The sequence below is a fragment of the Rhodobacter capsulatus genome (assembly GCF_003254295.1).
Lineage (GTDB): Bacteria > Pseudomonadota > Alphaproteobacteria > Rhodobacterales > Rhodobacteraceae > Rhodobacter > Rhodobacter capsulatus.
In genome coordinates this window covers 20,080-37,771 of record NZ_QKZO01000009.1, presented here as the reverse complement: position 1 = coordinate 37,771, position 17,692 = coordinate 20,080, and the positions used below count along the sequence as shown (strand labels likewise).

Below are 17,692 nucleotides of genomic sequence, written 5' to 3'. Positions count from 1 at the left end.
CGAGGGCGGAGCCTGCCCCTGCTCATCTTGGGGGGTGTGCGATGCGGATTGCTTTCACCAGACGGGTCGAGTCGGGGCTCTCCCTGCTCGACACCAATATCGAACGGCTCGAAATCGTCACGACGGCTTCGGGCAGCTTCCTTTACAGCGTGACCGGCAGCAATGGCGGCATCCTGGCCTGGCAGATCGGGGCGCAGGCCGTGCCAACGGTCGCCGACAGTTTCTACTTCCCCGGCAGCCTGACCGGGATGGCGGTTCTGGATCTGTCCTGGGCGACCTTCAACGGCTACACCCGGATTCTTTTCGGCGTGACCCAGGGCGGCGATCTGCTCAGTTCCAACAGCGCCGCCCCCGGCGATCTGGGGCGGCAGACGACGGTCCGGCTGGACGATGCCCGCAGCCCCTGGCTGCAAAACGGCCTTCTGACGGCGGAAATCGCCAGTGGCGCCGACATGATCTATGTCGCCGACGCGATCAGCGGCGCGTTGAACGGCTATGCGATCGACGCCAGCGGCATCCCGCGCTGGGTCTCGGGCACCGCCAGCCCCTCGGGCGGCGCGGTCGGCGGGCAGGTGCTGCTCGAGATGGTGGCGGTGGCCGGGCAGGAGTTCCTGCTGCGCGCCGACGCCGGTTTCGACGGCGTCGCCAGCTATCGCGTCGGCGCCAATGGCGCGCTGGTGCAGGTCGGCACATTGGGCGCGTCGAACGGGCTGGGCTTGAACGACCCCACCGTGATGACCACCGTCACCGCTTTCGGCAAGACCTTCGTGGTTTTGGGCGCGGGCGGCAGCGGCACGATTTCGGTGATGGAACTGACCGCGACCGGCAGCCTGCGCCCGACCGATCACCTGATGGACACGCTCGACAGCCGCTTTGGCATGATCACCGCGCTGGAGGCCGTCGTCGTGCGGGGCCGGGTCTTCGTGGTGGCGGGCGGCGGCGATGACGGGCTGACCCTGTTCACGCTTCTGCCCGACGGGCGGCTGGTGCAGCTGCAAACCCTGGAGCAGGGCACCGGGCTTGGCCTGCAGGACATCACCGCGCTGACGATGACGGTGGTCGGCACCGAGCTGCGGATCTTCGTCGCCTCGGGCGCCCAACCCGGGCTGAGCCTGTTGCGCATCGATCTGGCGGCGCTGGGCGTGACGGTGACGGGCGCGACAAGCGGCAACCTGCGCCGCGACGGCTCGGCGCTTGATGATCTGCTGGTGGCCAACACCACCGGCCGCGACACGCTGATGGGGTTGGCGGGCGAAGACGTGCTGGTCTCGGGCCCGGGCAGCACGACCATGTTCGGCGGCGCGGGCAACGACACTTTCGTGATCCGCAGTTCCGACAATCGGCAATATGTGATGGATTACAGCCCCGGCGACCGCATCGACCTGAGCGGCCTGCCGATGCTGCGCTCGACCGCGCAGCTGATCGCGACGCCCACCGACCGCGGCCTGCTGCTGTCCTTTGGCGGCACCGAGATCGAGATCGTCTCGGCGACCGGGCGGCCGCTGGCGCTGCGCGACATCTGGTCCGGGCTGAGCTTCGGCCTGCCTGACCGGCTGCTGATGCTGGGCGAGGTGCAGGGCGAGCGGATCGTGGCGGGCACCGGCGGCGGTGCGCTGTCGGGCACGATCGGCCGCGACACGCTGATCGGCAGCAGCCGGGCCGACACGATCAATGGCCTTGAGTCAAGCGACATGATCCAGGGCGGTGGCGGCAATGACGTGATCTTCGGCGATCGCGGCAATGACACGATCAGCGGCGATGACGGCGACGATTCCCTGATCGGCGGCGAGGGCGCGAACAGGATGAACGGCGGCAACGGCAATGACACGCTGATCGGCGACGAGGATGTCGACGTGCTCAACGGTGCCTCCGGCGCCGATTCCCTCGTCGGCAATGGCGGCGACGACAGGCTGCTGGGGGATGTCGGCCGGGACACGCTGCTGGGCGGGGCGGGCAATGACAACCTGAACGGCGGCAACGACGACGATCGGCTCTCGGGCGGCGAGGGCAACGACGTCCTGAGCGGCGGCGCGGGCAATGACACGCTTTTCGGCGATGCGGGGAATGACACGCTGCGGGGCGACGCGGGCAACGACCGGATCGACGGCGGCGCCGGGGTCAATCTGCTCAGCGGCGGCGCAGGCGCCGACACGCTTTTGGGCGGATCGGGCAATGACAGCCTTTACGGCGGGATGGAAACCGGCACGCCCGAAGATCTGGCCGACAGCCTGTCGGGCGGCGGCGGCAATGACGTGCTTTGGGGCGGCGCGGGGAACGACACCCTGCGCGGCGGCAGCCACAATGACACCTTGCGCGGCGGCAGCGGCGCAGACCTGCTCGACGGCGGCGACGGCGACGACTGGCTTTTCGGCGAGAGCGGCAACGACCTGCTGACCGGCGGGCTGGGCAGGGACACTTTCCTGCATGACGGCGCGGCCGGTGCGGGCACCGACTGGATCTCCGATTACGGCGCCGAAGACCGGCTTGTTTTCACCCGCGCCGGGGCGCGGATCGGCGATTTCGGGCTGCGATGGGGCGATCTGGGCGGTGATGCCGCGGTGCGGGACGTGCAGCTCATCCATCGCCCGACCGGCGCCGCGGTCTGGACGGTGGTGGATGCCGAAAGCCTGCAGCGGCTGACGCTTCAGATCGGCGGCGAGACGCATTACCTGCTGGTCTGACGACGGGGCTTGCGACAGGCCGGGTGACTTTGGCGCAGGCAATTGTTAAGGAGACGCGGAACCCATCTTGCAACGAGGACCGCGATGCTCGTCGAAGACACGCCGCTTGTCGGCGTCAAACTGATCACCCCCCGCCGCTTCGGCGACCACCGGGGCTTCTTCTCCGAAAGCTACTCGGCCAAGGCGCTGGCCGAGCACGGGATCGACACCGTCTTCGTGCAGGACAACCATTCGCTGTCGATGACCCCGGGCACGATCCGCGGCCTGCATTTCCAGACCCCCCCGCATGCGCAGGACAAGCTGGTGCGCTGCGGCAAGGGCTGTCTTTTCGATGTCGCGGTCGACATCCGCAAGGGCTCGCCCACCTACGGGCAGTGGTTCGGCGCCGAGCTGAGCTTTGAAAACGGCCGTCAGCTGCTGGTGCCCAAGGGCTTCGCGCATGGCTTCGTCACCCGCGCGCCGGAAACCGAGATCATCTACAAATGCTCGGACTATTATCACCCGGAAACCGAGGGCGCGCTGATCTGGAACGACCCCGATATCGGCATCGACTGGGGCATGGGCGATCTGGAACCGGTGCTCTCGGCCAAGGATGCGGTCGCGGGGCGGATCGCCGGTTTCGACAGCGCCTTCACCTGGCAGGGCTGAGACCACACCGTCAGGATTGCAAAGGTCGGTTGTCCTTTGCAATCTGCGCAAGTAAGCCTGTTCAAACCAGAAGAAATGGAATTTGCCATGAAGATTCTCGTGACCGGGGGGGCAGGGTTCATCGGCTCCGCGGTGGTGCGTCTGGCGATCGCGCGCGGTCATGCCGTGGTCAATGTCGATGCCCTGACCTATGCCGCCTGTCTTGACAACGTGGCCTCGGTCGCCAGCGCGCCGCTTTATGCGTTTGAGCAGGCCGACATCCGCGACGGCGCCGCGATCGCCGCCATTCTGGACCGCCACCAGCCCGATGCGGTGATGCATCTGGCGGCGGAAAGCCATGTCGACCGCTCGATCGACGGGCCGGGCGTCTTCATCGAGACGAATGTGATGGGCACCTATCAGATGCTGCAGGCTGCCCGGCAGTATTGGGAAAACCGCGGCCGTCCCGAGAGTTTCCGCTTCCATCACATCTCCACCGACGAGGTCTTCGGGTCCTTGCCGCATGACCCGTCCGTGAAATTCACCGAAGACACGCCCTATGATCCGCGCAGCCCCTATTCGGCCTCGAAGGCGGGCTCGGATCATCTGGTCCGCGCCTGGCACGAGACCTATGGCCTGCCGGTGCTGCTTACCAATTGCTCGAACAATTACGGGCCGTTCCATTTCCCGGAAAAGCTGATCCCGGTGATCATCCTGAACGCGCTGGCGGGCAAGGCGCTGCCGATCTATGGCGACGGCTCGAACATCCGCGACTGGCTTTATGTCGAGGATCACGCCGACGCGCTTTTGACCGTGGTCGAAAAGGGCGCGGTCGGGCGGAGCTACAACATCGGCGGCGAGAACGAGCGCACAAACCTCGAACTGGTCCGCACGCTCTGCGAGATCCTCGACCGCAAGCGCCCGAAGGCCGCGGGCAGCTATGCCGATCAGATCACCTTCGTCACCGACCGCCCCGGCCATGACGCCCGTTACGCGATCGACCCGACGCGGATCCGCACCGAACTGGGCTGGCGGCCTTCGGTCACGGTCGAAGAGGGGCTGGAACGCACCGTCGACTGGTATCTGGCCAATGAGAGCTGGTGGCGGGCGCTGCAGGACCGCGATGGCGTCGGCCAGCGACTGGGGGTCAAGGGGTGAACCACGCGGGAACGGGCACGCTCTGGCTGCATGTCGGCACCCACAAGACCGGGACGACCTCGATCCAGCGGGCGTTGCAGCTTTCCGCCGCCCGGCTGCGGGCAGCGGGGGTCGCGGTTCATCCCGAAGCGATTGCCTGGGCCCTTGCCAACACCTTCCTGCGCCCCGAGATCCGCTCGACGCCGCGGGGGAACTATGGCGAGCCGCTGCCCGATCTGGCCCGGCTCGCCGCAGTTCCCGCGAAGATCGCCGCCGCGCGCGGGACCGCCCCGGAGATGGTCATCAGCAGCGAAGAATTCTGTCTGCTGCATACGCCGCTTGAAGCCTTTGCGCTGAAATCCGCGCTGGCCCCGGCCTTTGCGCGGATCAACTGCGCAAGACCGGTTCCTGGGAGGCCCAGAAGGCGCTGCCCGACGATCAAAGCGCCGATGGCGCCTGGTATTACGACACCGCGGCGATCCTGGCCTTCTGGCAGGGGATCGGCACGCCGGTGGTGCTGGATTACGACCGGATCTGCGCCGAAGAGGGCGACATCCTGCCCGCCTTCGCGCGGGCGATCGGTCAGCCGGGTCTGTTCGACGGGCTCGACATGCGTCTCAACACTCGGGTCAGGGGCTTGAAATGAAGGTTCTCGTGTTTGGTCGGACAGGTCAGGTCGCGACAGAGCTGCAACGCCAGCTGCCGCAGGCCGTGTTTCTGGGACGCGAGCAGGCCGATCTTGCCGATCCGGCGGCCTGCGCGGCCGCGATCCGCGACAGCGACGCCGCGGCGGTGATCAATGCCGCCGCCTGGACCGCGGTGGACAAGGCCGAGGCCGAGGAAGCCGCGGCGACGGTGGTGAATGGCGAGGCCCCCGCGGCGATGGCCCGGGCGGCGGCGCAAAAGCGCATCCCCTTCCTGCATGTCTCGACCGATTACGTCTTTTCCGGCGCGGGCAGCGCGCCCTGGGTCGAGACCGATCCGGTGGCGCCGCAAAATGCCTATGGCCGCAGCAAGCTGGCCGGGGAACAGGGCGTCCGCGCGGCGGGGGGCGCTGCGGCGATCCTGCGCACCTCCTGGGTGTTTTCCGCACATGGGGCGAATTTCGTGAAAACCATGCTGCGGCTGAGCGAAAGCCGCGATGCGCTGAACGTGGTCGAGGACCAGATCGGCGGTCCGACCCCCGCGGCCGACATCGCGGCGGCGCTGGTCGTCATGGCGCGGAAGATGGTCGCCGGACAGCCCGGCGGCACCTATCATTTCGGCGGCAGCCCCTGGGTCAGCTGGGCCGATTTCGCCCGCGAGATCTTTGCGCTTTCGGGCCGCAAGGTGGTAGTGACGGGGATTCCGACCGCGGCCTATCCGACGCCTGCGCTGCGCCCGCTCAACAGCCGGATGGACTGCGCGGCGCTGACGCGCGATTTCGGCATCGCCCCGCCCGACTGGCAGGCGGGTCTTTCCAAGGTTTTGAAAGAACTGGAGATTTGAGATGACGACACGCAAGGGCATCATTCTGGCCGGGGGCTCGGGCACGCGGCTTTACCCGATCACCATCGGCGTCTCGAAGCAGCTTCTGCCGATCTATGACAAGCCGATGGTCTATTATCCGCTCTCGGTGCTGATGCTGGCGGGGATCCGCGAGATCGCGATCATCACCACGCCGATCGATCAGGAGCAGTTCAAGCGCACGCTGGGCGACGGGTCGCAATGGGGTCTCCGCCTGACCTATATCGCGCAGCCCTCGCCCGACGGTCTGGCCCAAGCCTATATCCTGGCCGAGGAGTTCCTCGATGGCGCCCCCTCGGCGATGGTGCTGGGCGACAACATCTTTTTCGGCCACGGGCTGTCGGCGCTGCTGGCCGAGGCCGATGCCCATGCGGCGGGCGGCACCGTCTTCGGCTATCGCGTCGCCGATCCGGAGCGCTATGGCGTGGTGGATTTCGACACCGAGGGCAAGGTCCGCGCGATCATCGAAAAACCGCCGGTGCCGCCGTCGAACTTTGCCGTGACCGGGCTTTACTTCCTCGATGGCAGCGCCCCCGAACGCGCCCGCAAGGTCACGCCCTCGGCGCGGGGCGAGCTGGAAATCGTCACGCTTCTGGAAATGTATCTGGCCGAGGGCAGCCTGCGCGTCTGTCCGATGGGCCGCGGCTATGCCTGGCTGGACACCGGCACGCATGGCAGCCTGCTGGATGCGGGCAATTTCGTCCGCACGCTGGAAAAACGGCAGGGCCTGCAGACCGGCAGCCCGGACGAGATCGCCTTTGAACGCGGCTGGATCGATGCCGAGGGCCTGCGCGCCCGGGCGAAGCTGTTCGGCAAGAACGATTACGGCGATTATCTGCGCAAGCTGCTGGAAGGGTGAGGGGCGGTGGCCTCGGTCACGATCCTGATGGCGACCTGGAACGGCGCAACCCGGCTGGGGCCGCAGCTCGACAGTTTCGCGGCGCAAAGCCTTGTGCCCGCAAGGCTGATCGTCAGCGACGACGGCTCGACCGATGCGACGGTGCAGGTGCTGACGGGCTGGGCCGCCGCCCATCCCGAGATCGCCGTGACGCTGCGGGCCGGGCCGCGGGCCGGGGCGGCGCAGAATTTCCTGTCGCTGTTGCGCCTGCCGATCGAAACCGATCTGCGGGCGATTTCCGATCAGGATGATGTCTGGCTGCCGGAAAAGCTGCGGGTCGCGGCGGCGGCGCTGGCGCCTTTGTCCGACGGACAACCGGCGCTTTACTGCGGCCGCTCCTTCGAGGTGAACGAGGACCTGACCGGGCACCGGCTGTCGCGCGGCGCCCCCCGGCCCGCCTCTTTTGCCCATGCTTTGGTGCAGAACATCGCGGGCGGCAATACGATGGTGCTCAACCGCGCCGGGGCCGAGGCGATCCGTGCCGCCGCGCTGCGCACCACCGATACGGTGATCCATGACTGGTGGATCTATCAGGTGATCACCGGCATCGGCGGCCGGGTGATCTTCGACAACACGCCGCATCTGCTTTACCGTCAGCACGAGGGCAATGTGATCGGCGCGAACCGCGGCGCGCTGGCGACGCTGGTTCGGGCGCATATGCTGGTGACGGGGCGGTTTTCCGACTGGTGCAAACGCAACATCGCCGCGCTGCGGACGATCGAGGATCTGCTGACGCCGGAAAACCGCGCCCTGCTGGCAGCCTTTGAACGCGCCCGCGCCCTGCCGCCGCTGCAAAGCCTGGCCGCGATCCGCCGCGCGGGCTTTTACCGGCAAGGCCTGCGCGGGCAGCTGTCGCTTTATGCCGGGGCGCTGCTGCGGCGGCTTTAGACCCAGCGGCCGATGGCGATCAGATCGGCCTTGAAGACATCGGCATTGGCGGCGCTGCCCAGCCGCACGACATGGATGCCCGTCGCCGCCGTGGCGTCCAGATCGCCGACGCAGCCCGTGCAAAGACGCCGGTCCTGGGTCAGGCCGGTCGGCGCCACGCCGCGGCAGGTCACCACCGGCGCGGCGACGAAGACCTTGGGATAGGTCCAGCCGAAATCGGCGGTCCGGTAGGGCGCGGCAAAAGACCCCGCGCCCTGCGCGATGATTGAGCCGAGCGTGCGCTGCGCGAAACAGATCTGCGTGCCATCGGCGAAACGGATGTACTCGCCGTTCGTGGTCGTGCCGCGCTCCAGCACCGCCCCCGTCGGCACGCCCGCGCTTTGCGCCACCGTGCCCAGCAGATTGCCCGGCCCGTAGCCCCAATCCGCCCGCATCAGCCGCCCCGCCGTGACATCGGTCCGCGACTGCTGCACCGCCAGGCCCGACACCAGCCCCGTCGCCCCGGCAAAGCTGAACGCGGTCTTCCAGGCCGTGCCGTCGGCGCTGACCTTGATCGCGAAACTGTCGCTGCCCGCCGTGCCCATCTCGGCCCGGCCCGACCAGGAGGTCTGGAACAGCAGGCTTGCGGTATCGGTGGGCAGGGCCTTGTTGATCTTCAGCTGATGCCCCGCGCCCGCGTGGCTGAGCAGCGTCGCCGCGGCCTGGACCGCCAGCCGGTTCGTGGCGTCATGGCTGGTGTTGATGCCCAGCCCGGGCAGGTTGTCGGTCTCGACCGGGGCCAGATCCCAGCTGCTGCCGTCGAACAGAAGCAGGGCCCCGTCCGACAGATCCCGCGCCGTCCAGCCCGGCTGCGGGCGCGCGAACAGCCAGCCGCTGCCGGTCCAGAGCGCCACCGCCCCGTCCTGCCCGGTCCAGGCCGCCGCCCCGCCCGCGGCGACGATGTGGCGGTCGCCGGTCTGCGGCGAGGCGGGCGGCACCGTCAGCGTCCGGTCCAGCACGGCCAGCTGCACGATCGCATCGAGCAGGCTCAGCGCCTCGTTGTGGGTGACGTGCTTTTGCGCCTGCGAGGGCAGGATGAGGGGCAGCCCCAGAAGCGGGGTTTGATCGGCCATGGTGATCTCCGCGGGTGATGAAAGGCCCCAGCTTTCCCGCGGGAAGGTAAAGATGCCCGCAGACCGGCGCACGCCCGGGACCGCGGATCGGCAACGGATCTCAGACGCCGCCGGGCGTCCGGGCGCCATTGCGCTGCATCGCCTTCTGGTAATGCTCGATCGCCTGGCCGACCTCGGGGTAGTAGTAAAGCTGCCCGCCCTCCAGATAGACCCCCGAGACGCAGAGCCGCTTGAGTTCCCCAAACTGGTGCGAGACGATGATCGCGCTCGAGGTCTTCAGCCGCTCCTGCATGAAGGATTGGCACTTCGTCCTGAACGAGGTGTCGCCGACCGACATCACCTCGTCGATCAGATAGGTGTCGAAGGGCACGGCCATCGACATGGCAAAGGCCAGCCGGGACCGCATCCCCGAGGAATAGGTCCGCGTCGGCAGGTGGAAATGCTGCCCCAGATCGGCAAAATCGCGGCAGAAGCGGATCGCCTCGTCGGTGTCGATCCCATAGACGCGGGCGATGAAGCGCACGTTCTGCGCCCCGGTCAGATCGCCGTGAAAGCTGCCCGCAAAGCCGATCGGCCAGGACACCGACCCGTCCGAGAGCACCTCGCCGCTGTCCGGCTCGACCGTGCCCGCGATCATGCTGAGCATGGTGGATTTGCCCGCGCCGTTGCCGCCCAGAAGCGCCACCGCCTCGCCCGTCGGAAAGACGAAGTTGATGTCGCGCGCCACTGTCTTCGACACCCCGTTCAGCCGGAAGGTCTTGTTCAGGTTCCGCAGCTCGATCATCGGCTCAGCGCCTGTCGCGCAGACTGTAAAAGATCAGCACGCAGATCGACCAGGCCAGCGTCAGGAACACCGCCGTCAGCCCGGCAATCAGACCGCGCTGCGGATAGGTCGCGGCCTCGGCCATCGAGGGGGTCGTGTAGCTGGCCAGATAGCGGCTTTGCCGCTGCGCCTCGGCCTTGGCAGAATCGAGCGAGGCCATCGCCGCCAGATAGGCCGAATTCGCATATTCGACATCGACGCTTAACCGCTCGTATTCGGCCATCAGCGTCGGGTAATCCTCGCGCGATTCCACATCGGGGTTTTCCGTGTCCCCCATGCCGAACTTGCTTTTTTCCTGTTCGATCAGGGTCTGGATCACGTCGATACGGCGGCGCGACTGCGACACCCGCGGATCGTCGCCCGAGGAGGTTTCCAGCGTCAGGTTCAGATCGATATAGGCCTGCGCCAGCTGCTGCTCGAGCGAGGTCATCAGCCCCATCTGCCCCTGCACATCCGCCGCCGGATCGATCAATCGGGTCTTCGAGCGGAACCGGGTGCGTTCCTCGCGGGCCTGTTTCAGCCGCTCGATCGCCACGGCCAGTTCCTCGCGGGCGTAGCGGGTGGCATCCTCGCGGGCGATCGCCGACATCTCGTTGATCACCGCGGTCGATTCCGCGACGATCTCGCGGGCGATCGCCAGCGCATCCTCGCGGGTGAAGGCGCGGCTCTCGACTTCGATCAGGCCGCTGTTCGAGGCATAGGAAATCCGCACCATCCGCTGCCAGTAGTCGACCAGATCCTCGATCGTGCCGTCGGTGTCATAGGTGAAGACCGGATCGAAAGCGGGACGCGAAAACACCTGCGCCAGATCGATCTTGCGGTTGATCCGCTCGACCAGGGTGCGGCTCTGGATGAATTCGTAGATCACCTCGGCATCCGAGGAGCTGCTTTGCGTCAGCATCGACAGCCCGCCCAGCAGCGCGCCGGCGGAACTCATGTCTTCGGAATGGACGGTGAAGCCTACTTTCGAGGCATATTGATCGGCGGCGATCAGATACAGATAGACGACGGCCAGAACGGTCGGGGCGACGACACCCAGGACAAAGCTGGACAACAGAACCTTGTGCCGGAACCGCGGCCTTGCCGCAGCCGGATTTGGGATCGGCTTCGGTGCGCGTTTCACCGCGGCATCGGCCGCTTCCGACAGCTGCTTGTTAATCGCCCTTACTCCCGTCGCGCCATCGAGGTGACGCAACTCATGGTTATTTGTCCCTCGCATTGCAAGCGAAAAAGCACTAGGGAATTCTCGCTGAATCCCCCCTCGGAGGCCCGTTTCCATGGCAAAAGCCGCAGTTTCCGTCCGGACCAACCGGGGCAGGCTGATCGGCGCCCGCGCCGTCTTCGCGCTGATCCTGCGCGAGATGACGACGACCTACGGCAAGTCCATCGGCGGCTATTTCTGGACCGTCGCGGAACCTGTGGCGGCGATCGCGCTGCTCTCGGTGGTGTTCTCGATGATCGTGCACCAGCCGCCGCTGGGGCAGAGCTTCATCCTGTTCTACGCCAGCGGGTATCTGACGCTGACCGGCTATAACGCGATCTCGATCAACGTCGCGATGTCGATCCGCTTTTCCAAGGCGCTGCTGGCCTATCCGAGCGTGACCTATGTCGACGCCATCGCGGCGCGGCTGATCCTGACCACGCTGACACAGCTGCAGGTCTTCGCCATCGTCATCGCCGTCGCCATCGCGACGCAGCACAGCCAGATCAACCTGAATTTCCCGGCACTTGGCCGCGCCTGGGGCATGCTGATCGCGCTTGGCACCGCGGTCGGGCTGCTGAACTGCTATCTGATGAGCACCTTTCCGGCCTGGCAGATGGTCTGGGCGGTGCTGAACCGGCCGATGTTCCTCGTGGCGGGGGTGCTGTTCCTGATCGACAACATGCCCGAGCCGGTGCGGACCATCAGCCTGCTGGTGCCGCCGACCCATGTCGTCATGATGATGCGCAAGGGGATTTATGACACCTATGACGCCGTTTACGTGTCCGAGATCTACGTTTACGGGGTGTCGTTGCTGATCGGCGCGCTGGGGATGATCCTGCTGCATCGCCACCACCGCAAAATCCTTTCGGAACGCTGAAACTCAGGGCAAAGCAGCGCGGAACGGCGCTGCGATGACGCAAACAGGCTTGACGGCGTGCCCGGTCCCGTTACACCCGATTTCAAGCCGGATACAGTTGCCGCACGCCCGAAAATCGGAATTACAGCAAAGGCAAAGCATGAAAAACCTTGGGCCAAAGAATGTCGGAAACGCTGCAATTCCGGTAAAATCCACTGCCTCGCGTCGGCCGGTTCAGGCCGCCAACTCTTCGACCGGACGCAGGCGCAAGACCCAAAGCACGACCCCGATCTGCCTTCTTGTCCTTGGCATGCACCGCTCCGGCACCAGCATGCTGACCCGGCTGCTGAACATCGCGGGCTATGCCCTGCCCGGCAATCTGCTGGGCGCGAACGAGGGCAACAAGACCGGGCATTGGGAACCGCAGTTCCTGATCGATCTCAACCAGTCCTTCCTGAACCGGATCGGCAGCGACTGGTCCGACTGGTCCGAAATCGACTTCGACGCCATCCCGAAGGACACGCTGTCGGGCTATCAGACCGCGCTGCAATCCTGGGCCCGGACGGAACTCGGCGGCCGCTCCAGCCTCGTGCTGAAGGAGCCGCGCTCCTGCCGTCTGGCGCCGCCGATGCTTGCGGCGCTGGCCGACGAGGGCTTCGAGACCCGGATCCTGGTTCCCTATCGCAATCCGCTGGAAGTGGCGCAGTCGCTCGAGGCGCGGGACGGCATCGCGCTGCGCCGCGGCGTGCTGATGTGGATCCGCCATGTGCTGGACGCGGAACGCTTCAGCCGCGGCCTGCCGCGCAGCTTCGTCGATTATTCCGATCTGATGGCCGACTGGGCGGCGGAACTGCTGCGGATCAGCCGCGATGTCCGGCTGGACCGGCTGAGCCGGATCGACGAGATCGCCGAAGAGGCGGATTCCTTCATCTCGGACGAACACCGCCACCATGCGGGCGACACCGGCACGCTGGCAGCGATCGATTATACCGCCGGGATGGCGCTGACGATCTATCGCGCGCTGGCCGATCTTTGCGCCGATCCGAACAAGGCCGAGGTGATGGCCGCCTTTGACGGGCTGCGCGCGCAGCTTGACGAGATGGAACGCCTGACGCTGCCGACCCAGCGCGACGCCGACCGGATGCTGGCGCAGGTGCAGACGACGCTGCGGACGCTGGAACACGAGCATCTCGACCTGCAGGTCCGTTACGAGGACATGACCCGCAATGTCGGCGGCATCTGGGAGCTGCACAGCACGGTTGCCGAGCTGAACCGCAAGAACGAATCCTTCATCTCGGATCTGAGCGCGCGTCTGGCGGAACGCGAGAATGCGGTGCGGATGCGCACCGACGAGCTGATGCAGGCGCAAAGCCTTCTGAGCGAAAAAGTCAAGGAGATCAATGCGCTGAATGCGCGGCTGGCGGAAGCTGGCAGCACCGGCCAGATGCTGCAGCAACGCCTTGACGATGCGGCGAAGCGGCTTGAGGAAAGCTCTGCCGAGCATGGCCTGCGCGACGAGGCGACACAGGCCCGCATCGCCCAGCTCGAGGAGCAGCTGACGGAGGCCCGGGCGAAGCTGGAAGCCGGTCTGGCGGAACGCAGCCGCCTCGAGACCGAACGGTGGCAGCTGGAACAGGATCTGATGCTGCGTCTGGCCGATCTCGAGGCGAAGCTGGCGGCCAGCCAGACCCAGATCGAGCATCTGCAGGCCGAGCGCGACGAGCTGGTCGCCCGGCTGGCCACGGCCGAGCAGGCGCTGACCGAAACCCGCGGGCGGCTGACCGAAACCCGCGAACAGCTGTCCGAGGCCCAGGGCCGGCTGATCGAAACCCGTGACGCGCTGACCGAAACCCGCGTCAAGCTTTCGGACACCTCCGCGCAGCTTTCGGAAACCCGGGAGGAGCTGAACCAGACCCGCACGAAGCTTTCCGACACCTTCGATCAGCTCGCCGAGACCCACGACCAGCTGACCGAGAGCAACGGCGCGCTGACGCAGACCCGGGACCGGCTGACGGACACGCTCGGCCAGCTGACCGAGACCCGCGGCCAGCTGGCGCAAACGCGCGACCATCTGGCCGAGGCGCATGGACAACTGACCGAGACCCGCAGTCAGCTGACCGAGCGGAGCCTGCGGCTGGACCAGACCCTGGCCGACCGCACCGACATCCTGCAGCAATTGCAGGCCCGCGCCGGAGAGCTGGCGCATGTGCAGGCGCTGCTGCATGAACGCGACACGCAGCTGATCGGCGAGCGCGAGCAGAACCATGTGCAGATGCAGGCGCTTTATCACCACATCGCGCATCTGGACCGGGTGATCGCCCAGCACGAGACGACGATCGCGATGCTGCGCTCCAGCACCTCGTGGCGGATCACCGCGCCGATGCGGGTGGTGGTGACCGGCGCGCGCTGGATCAACCGCCACAGCCGACGCACGGTCTCGGCGACGGCACGGTTCGTCTGGCATTACCTGCCGGTGCCGATGGCGCGCAAGCTGCGCTTCAAGGACAGGGTGCTGAGCAAGACCGGCTTCCTTCTGGGCAGCACGCAGTTCTATCAGGCCTGGCAAGAGGCGAAACGCGAACGCGAGGCCGTCGCGGCGCAGCTGCAGGCGATCCAGCGGCAACAGGCGCAGTTCCAGCCGGTGCCCCAGCCCGTGGCCCCCGCCCCGGTCGCGTTGCCCGTCACGGCACCCGTCGCCGCCCCGGAACCCGCCCCCGTCACCGAACAGCCGCAGCCTGTCGCAGCGGTCGCCCCGGAACCGGCGGCGCCGGTCCTGATCTCCGAGACGAACACCTTCGTTCCGCGCCGTCAGATCACCGATCTGAGCCATCCGAAGGCGCGGCTGATCGCCTTCTACCTGCCGCAGTTCCACGCCATTGCGGAAAATGACGCCTGGTGGGGCAAAGGCTTCACCGAATGGACGAATGTCGGCCCGGCGCAACCGCAATTCCCCGGCCATCACCAGCCGCACGAGCCGGTGCCGGAACTGGGCCAATACAACCTTCTGGATACCGATGTGCAGCGCAAGCAGATCGAGCTGGCGCAGCTTTACGGCATCGGCGGCTTCTGCTTCTACTGGTACTGGTTCGGCGGCAAGCGTCTTCTGGAAAAGCCGGTGCGGAACTGGCTGGACAATCCCGATCTCGATTTCCCCTTCTGCATCTGCTGGGCGAACGAGAACTGGTCGCGGCGCTGGGACGGGCTGGATCAGGAACTGCTGATCTCGCAAAACCACAGCCCGCAAGACGATCTCGACTTCATCACCGAGCTGGCGCCCTATTTGCGCGATCCGCGCTACATCCGCATCGACGGCAAGCCGCTGATCCTGCTTTATCGCCCGAGCCTGATGCCGAACGTCGCCGAGACCTCGGCACGCTGGCGCGACTGGTGCCGCAAGAACGGCGTCGGCGAGATCTATCTGGCCTATCCGCAAAGCTTCGAAACCGTCGATCCGGCGGACTACGGCTTTGATGCGGCGGTGGAATTCCCGCCCAACAACTATGCGCCCGACAATCTGACCGACCGCGTGCCGGGGCTCTCGCCCGAGTTTGAGGGCATCATCTATGACTGGCGGTCCTATGTCGAACGCTCGCGCAATTATCCGATGCCCGACTACAAGCTTTTCCGTTCGGTCTGCCCGTCCTGGGACAACACCGCCCGGCGCAAGAACAAGGGCGCGATCTTTGCCAATTCGAACCCGGCCGAATACCGGATCTGGCTGGAAAACGCCGTCACCCGGACGCTGGCCGATGCCCGCACCCCGGACGAGCGGGTGATCTTCGTCAATGCCTGGAACGAATGGGCCGAGGGCGCGCATCTCGAGCCCGACACGAAATATGGCTATGCCTATCTGGAGGCCTCGCGGGCGGCGCTGAACCCGGTCGAAGTGCCGCGCATGGTGACGCTGGTCGGCCATGACGCGCATCCGCACGGGGCGCAGATCCTGTTGTTGAACCTGGCGCGCAACTACGCGCAAAACGGCTTCAAGGTGACGATCGTCCTGCTGCAGGGCGGGCAGATGGTGACGCAATATGCGCAATATGCGCAGGTCGTCGTGCTCGACGATCCGGCGCTGGCGGGCGAGAACAGCATCCGCCTGCTGCGGCGGCTGCGCACCGAAGACGCGCAGGTGGCGATCGTCAACACCACCGTCAGCGCCGAGATCTTGCCGATGCTGCGCGAGGCGGGTTATCGCACCGTGGCGCTGATCCACGAGATGGCCTCGGTCTATGATCAGATGAACCTGCGGCACCAGATGACGCTGGCCGCCGATCATGCCGATCAGATCGTCTTTCCGGCGCCGCTGGTGCAGGCGCAGTTCGAGACCTATCTGGGCCGGTCGCTGCCGCGGGCGCAGGTGCGGCCGCAGGGGCTTTACCTGCACGAGCTCGCCTCCTCGGACGCGCTGGCGCAGCATCGCGCCCGGCTGCGCGCCGAGCTGGGCATCGACGCGGACACGACGCTGCTTCTGGGTGTGGGCTATGTCGATCACCGCAAGGGCGGCGATCTTTTCGTGCGCACGCTGGCGCGTCTGCGCGAGCTCGGCCGCAAGGTCGAGGCGATCTGGATCGGTCACGCCGACATCCATTTCCTGCCGCAGATCGAGGCGCTGGCCCGCGATCTGGGCGTGGCCGACCACATGCGCTTCCTGGGTCGGCAACAGGATCCGGTCCCCTTCTATGCCGCCTCGGACGTGTTCCTGCTGTCCTCGCGCGAGGATCCCTTCCCCTCGGTCGTGCTGGAGGCGATGGCGGCCCGGCTGCCCTGCGTGATGTTCGCGGGCACCACCGGCTGCGAAGTGCTGGCCGAGCGCGGTCTGGCGCTGGCCGTCGGCGGTCAGGATCCGGCCGGGATGGCGCAGGCGGTGGAAAGCCTGATCGACCACCCCGAGCGGCGCGGCCAGATGGTCGCCGCCGCGCGCGACTACATCGAGGCCGAGGCCGATTTCACCAAATACACGCTGGATCTGCTGCGCCTGTCGGGTCGGCATGTGCCGCGGGTCACGGTGGTCGTGCCGAATTACAACTATGGCCGTTACATCGAGGACCGGCTGCAGTCGGTTCTGGCGCAGGATTTCCCGATCTACGAAATCATCGTGCTTGACGACCGCTCCACCGATGACAGCCTGGAGCGCATCCGCGCCTTTGCCGCGCGCTGCGAACGGCCGATCCGCATCGTCCCGAACGCGGTCAACTCGGGCAACGTGTTCCGGCAATGGATCAAGGGGCTGGATCTGGCGCAGGGCGATTACGTCTGGATCGCCGAGGCCGACGATCTGGCCGAGCCCGATTTCCTCTCCACCGCGATGCGCGGCTTCGAGAAGCCGGGGACGGTGCTCTCCTATACCGACTCGGCGCAGATCGACGAGAACGGCACGCCGCTGGCGGCGAATTACCGCTACTACACCGACAAGATCAGCCCGACGCATTGGGCGCAGAACTATTGCCGCGACGGCGCCGAGGAAATCTCCGAGGTGCTCTATCTGAAGAACACGATCCCGAATGCCTCGGGGGTGGTGATGGCGGCCGGGGCGCTCAAATCGGTTCTGACCGAGCATCGCGCCGAGCTGGAATCGGTGCGCTTCGTCGGTGACTGGCTGGTCTATCTGTGGCTGCTGGAACGCGGCGGGATCGCCTTCAACACCGCTTCGAAGAACATCCACCGGCGGCATCAGAACAGCGTCACGATCTCGAATTTTGACGCGAGGCAACTGGCCGAGATCGAGGCCGTGCAACGCGACATCCTGGCCCGGCACGGGCTTGGCGCCGCGCAACAGCAAAAGGCCGCGGACTATATCGCGGAGCTTGCCGTGCAATTCGGCCTGACCGGATCGGGGAAAGCATGACCCCTCTCGCGGCTTGTCCGCAATCGACCGGCGCAGATCCGTCTGCGCCCCATCTCCTCCAGCACGGCATCCGGACCGCCGGGGGGCTGACCCGCCCCCTCGCCCTCCGCGTCGC

General features: G+C 66.4%; 12 protein-coding genes. 9 read left to right on the top strand and 3 right to left on the bottom strand.

Features of this window, described 5'->3' with window-relative positions:
- Positions 1–41: 41 nt before the first annotated feature.
- From LY44_RS13390 to LY44_RS13365, 7 genes are all read left to right on the top strand, one after another.
- Positions 42–2,681, top strand: coding sequence for a calcium-binding protein (locus tag LY44_RS13390; protein ID WP_055211190.1), 2,640 nt, complete (start codon positions 42–44; stop codon positions 2,679–2,681).
- An 84-nt stretch (positions 2,682–2,765) separates the two neighbouring features.
- A complete protein-coding gene (rfbC, locus tag LY44_RS13385) occupies positions 2,766–3,329 on the top strand; it encodes a dTDP-4-dehydrorhamnose 3,5-epimerase (protein WP_055211192.1) in 564 nt (187 codons plus the stop codon).
- An 87-nt stretch (positions 3,330–3,416) separates the two neighbouring features.
- Positions 3,417–4,466 carry a dTDP-glucose 4,6-dehydratase gene (gene rfbB / locus LY44_RS13380; protein ID WP_055211231.1) on the top strand — a complete coding sequence of 350 codons (1,050 nt, stop codon included), beginning with the start codon at positions 3,417–3,419 and terminating at the stop codon, positions 4,464–4,466.
- 490 nt (positions 4,467–4,956) lie between these two features.
- Positions 4,957–5,091 (top strand): hypothetical protein, encoded by a 135-nt coding sequence (locus tag LY44_RS18465; RefSeq protein ID WP_269082705.1) that lies wholly within the window; start codon positions 4,957–4,959, stop codon positions 5,089–5,091.
- Entirely contained in the window at positions 5,088–5,933 is an 846-nt protein-coding gene (gene rfbD, locus LY44_RS13375; protein WP_055211194.1) for a dTDP-4-dehydrorhamnose reductase, read from the top strand. The genes LY44_RS18465 and rfbD overlap by 4 nt, the downstream gene beginning before the upstream one ends.
- Before the next feature lies 1 nt (position 5,934).
- Positions 5,935–6,810 carry a glucose-1-phosphate thymidylyltransferase RfbA gene (gene rfbA / locus LY44_RS13370; protein WP_055211196.1) on the top strand — a complete coding sequence of 292 codons (876 nt, stop codon included), beginning with the start codon at positions 5,935–5,937 and terminating at the stop codon, positions 6,808–6,810.
- A gap of 6 nt (positions 6,811–6,816) precedes the next feature.
- Entirely contained in the window at positions 6,817–7,737 is a 921-nt protein-coding gene (locus LY44_RS13365; RefSeq protein WP_223230717.1) for a glycosyltransferase, read from the top strand.
- Here LY44_RS13365 and LY44_RS13360 read toward each other — a convergent pair.
- The 3 genes from LY44_RS13360 to LY44_RS13350 all read right to left on the bottom strand — a co-directional run bounded on the left by LY44_RS13360 (position 7,734) and on the right by LY44_RS13350 (position 10,726).
- Entirely contained in the window at positions 7,734–8,849 is a 1,116-nt protein-coding gene (locus tag LY44_RS13360; protein ID WP_055211198.1) for a DUF2793 domain-containing protein, read from the bottom strand. The genes LY44_RS13365 and LY44_RS13360 overlap by 4 nt on opposite strands.
- A 100-nt stretch (positions 8,850–8,949) precedes the next feature.
- Positions 8,950–9,633 (bottom strand): ABC transporter ATP-binding protein, encoded by a 684-nt coding sequence (locus LY44_RS13355; protein WP_055211200.1) that lies wholly within the window; start codon positions 9,631–9,633, stop codon positions 8,950–8,952.
- A gap of 4 nt (positions 9,634–9,637) precedes the next feature.
- The gene (locus LY44_RS13350; protein WP_223230716.1) at positions 9,638–10,726 is read right to left on the bottom strand and encodes a sugar transporter; all 1,089 of its coding nucleotides are present in this window, start codon (positions 10,724–10,726) and stop codon (positions 9,638–9,640) included.
- Positions 10,727–10,949: 223 nt separating this feature from the next.
- On the opposite strand from LY44_RS13350, the gene LY44_RS13345 reads away from it, so the two are divergent.
- On the top strand, positions 10,950–11,753 hold the full coding sequence (locus tag LY44_RS13345; protein WP_055211202.1) for an ABC transporter permease: 804 nt from the start codon (positions 10,950–10,952) through the stop codon (positions 11,751–11,753).
- Between the two features lie 310 nt (positions 11,754–12,063).
- Positions 12,064–17,577 carry a glycoside hydrolase family 99-like domain-containing protein gene (locus tag LY44_RS13340; protein WP_055256496.1) on the top strand — a complete coding sequence of 1,838 codons (5,514 nt, stop codon included), beginning with the start codon at positions 12,064–12,066 and terminating at the stop codon, positions 17,575–17,577.
- The last annotated feature ends 115 nt before the right edge of the window (positions 17,578–17,692 follow it).

Coding starts and splice junctions, on each gene's coding strand:
- LY44_RS13390 (WP_055211190.1), top strand. CDS start 42: ATGCGGATTGCTTTCACCAGACGGGTCGAGTCGGGGCTCTCCCTGCTC.
- rfbC (WP_055211192.1), top strand. CDS start 2,766: ATGCTCGTCGAAGACACGCCGCTTGTCGGCGTCAAACTGATCACCCCC.
- rfbB (WP_055211231.1), top strand. CDS start 3,417: ATGAAGATTCTCGTGACCGGGGGGGCAGGGTTCATCGGCTCCGCGGTG.
- rfbD (WP_055211194.1), top strand. CDS start 5,088: ATGAAGGTTCTCGTGTTTGGTCGGACAGGTCAGGTCGCGACAGAGCTG.
- rfbA (WP_055211196.1), top strand. CDS start 5,935: ATGACGACACGCAAGGGCATCATTCTGGCCGGGGGCTCGGGCACGCGG.
- LY44_RS13360 (WP_055211198.1), bottom strand. CDS start 8,849: ATGGCCGATCAAACCCCGCTTCTGGGGCTGCCCCTCATCCTGCCCTCG.
- LY44_RS13355 (WP_055211200.1), bottom strand. CDS start 9,633: ATGATCGAGCTGCGGAACCTGAACAAGACCTTCCGGCTGAACGGGGTG.
- LY44_RS13345 (WP_055211202.1), top strand. CDS start 10,950: ATGGCAAAAGCCGCAGTTTCCGTCCGGACCAACCGGGGCAGGCTGATC.
- LY44_RS13340 (WP_055256496.1), top strand. CDS start 12,064: ATGCTGACCCGGCTGCTGAACATCGCGGGCTATGCCCTGCCCGGCAAT.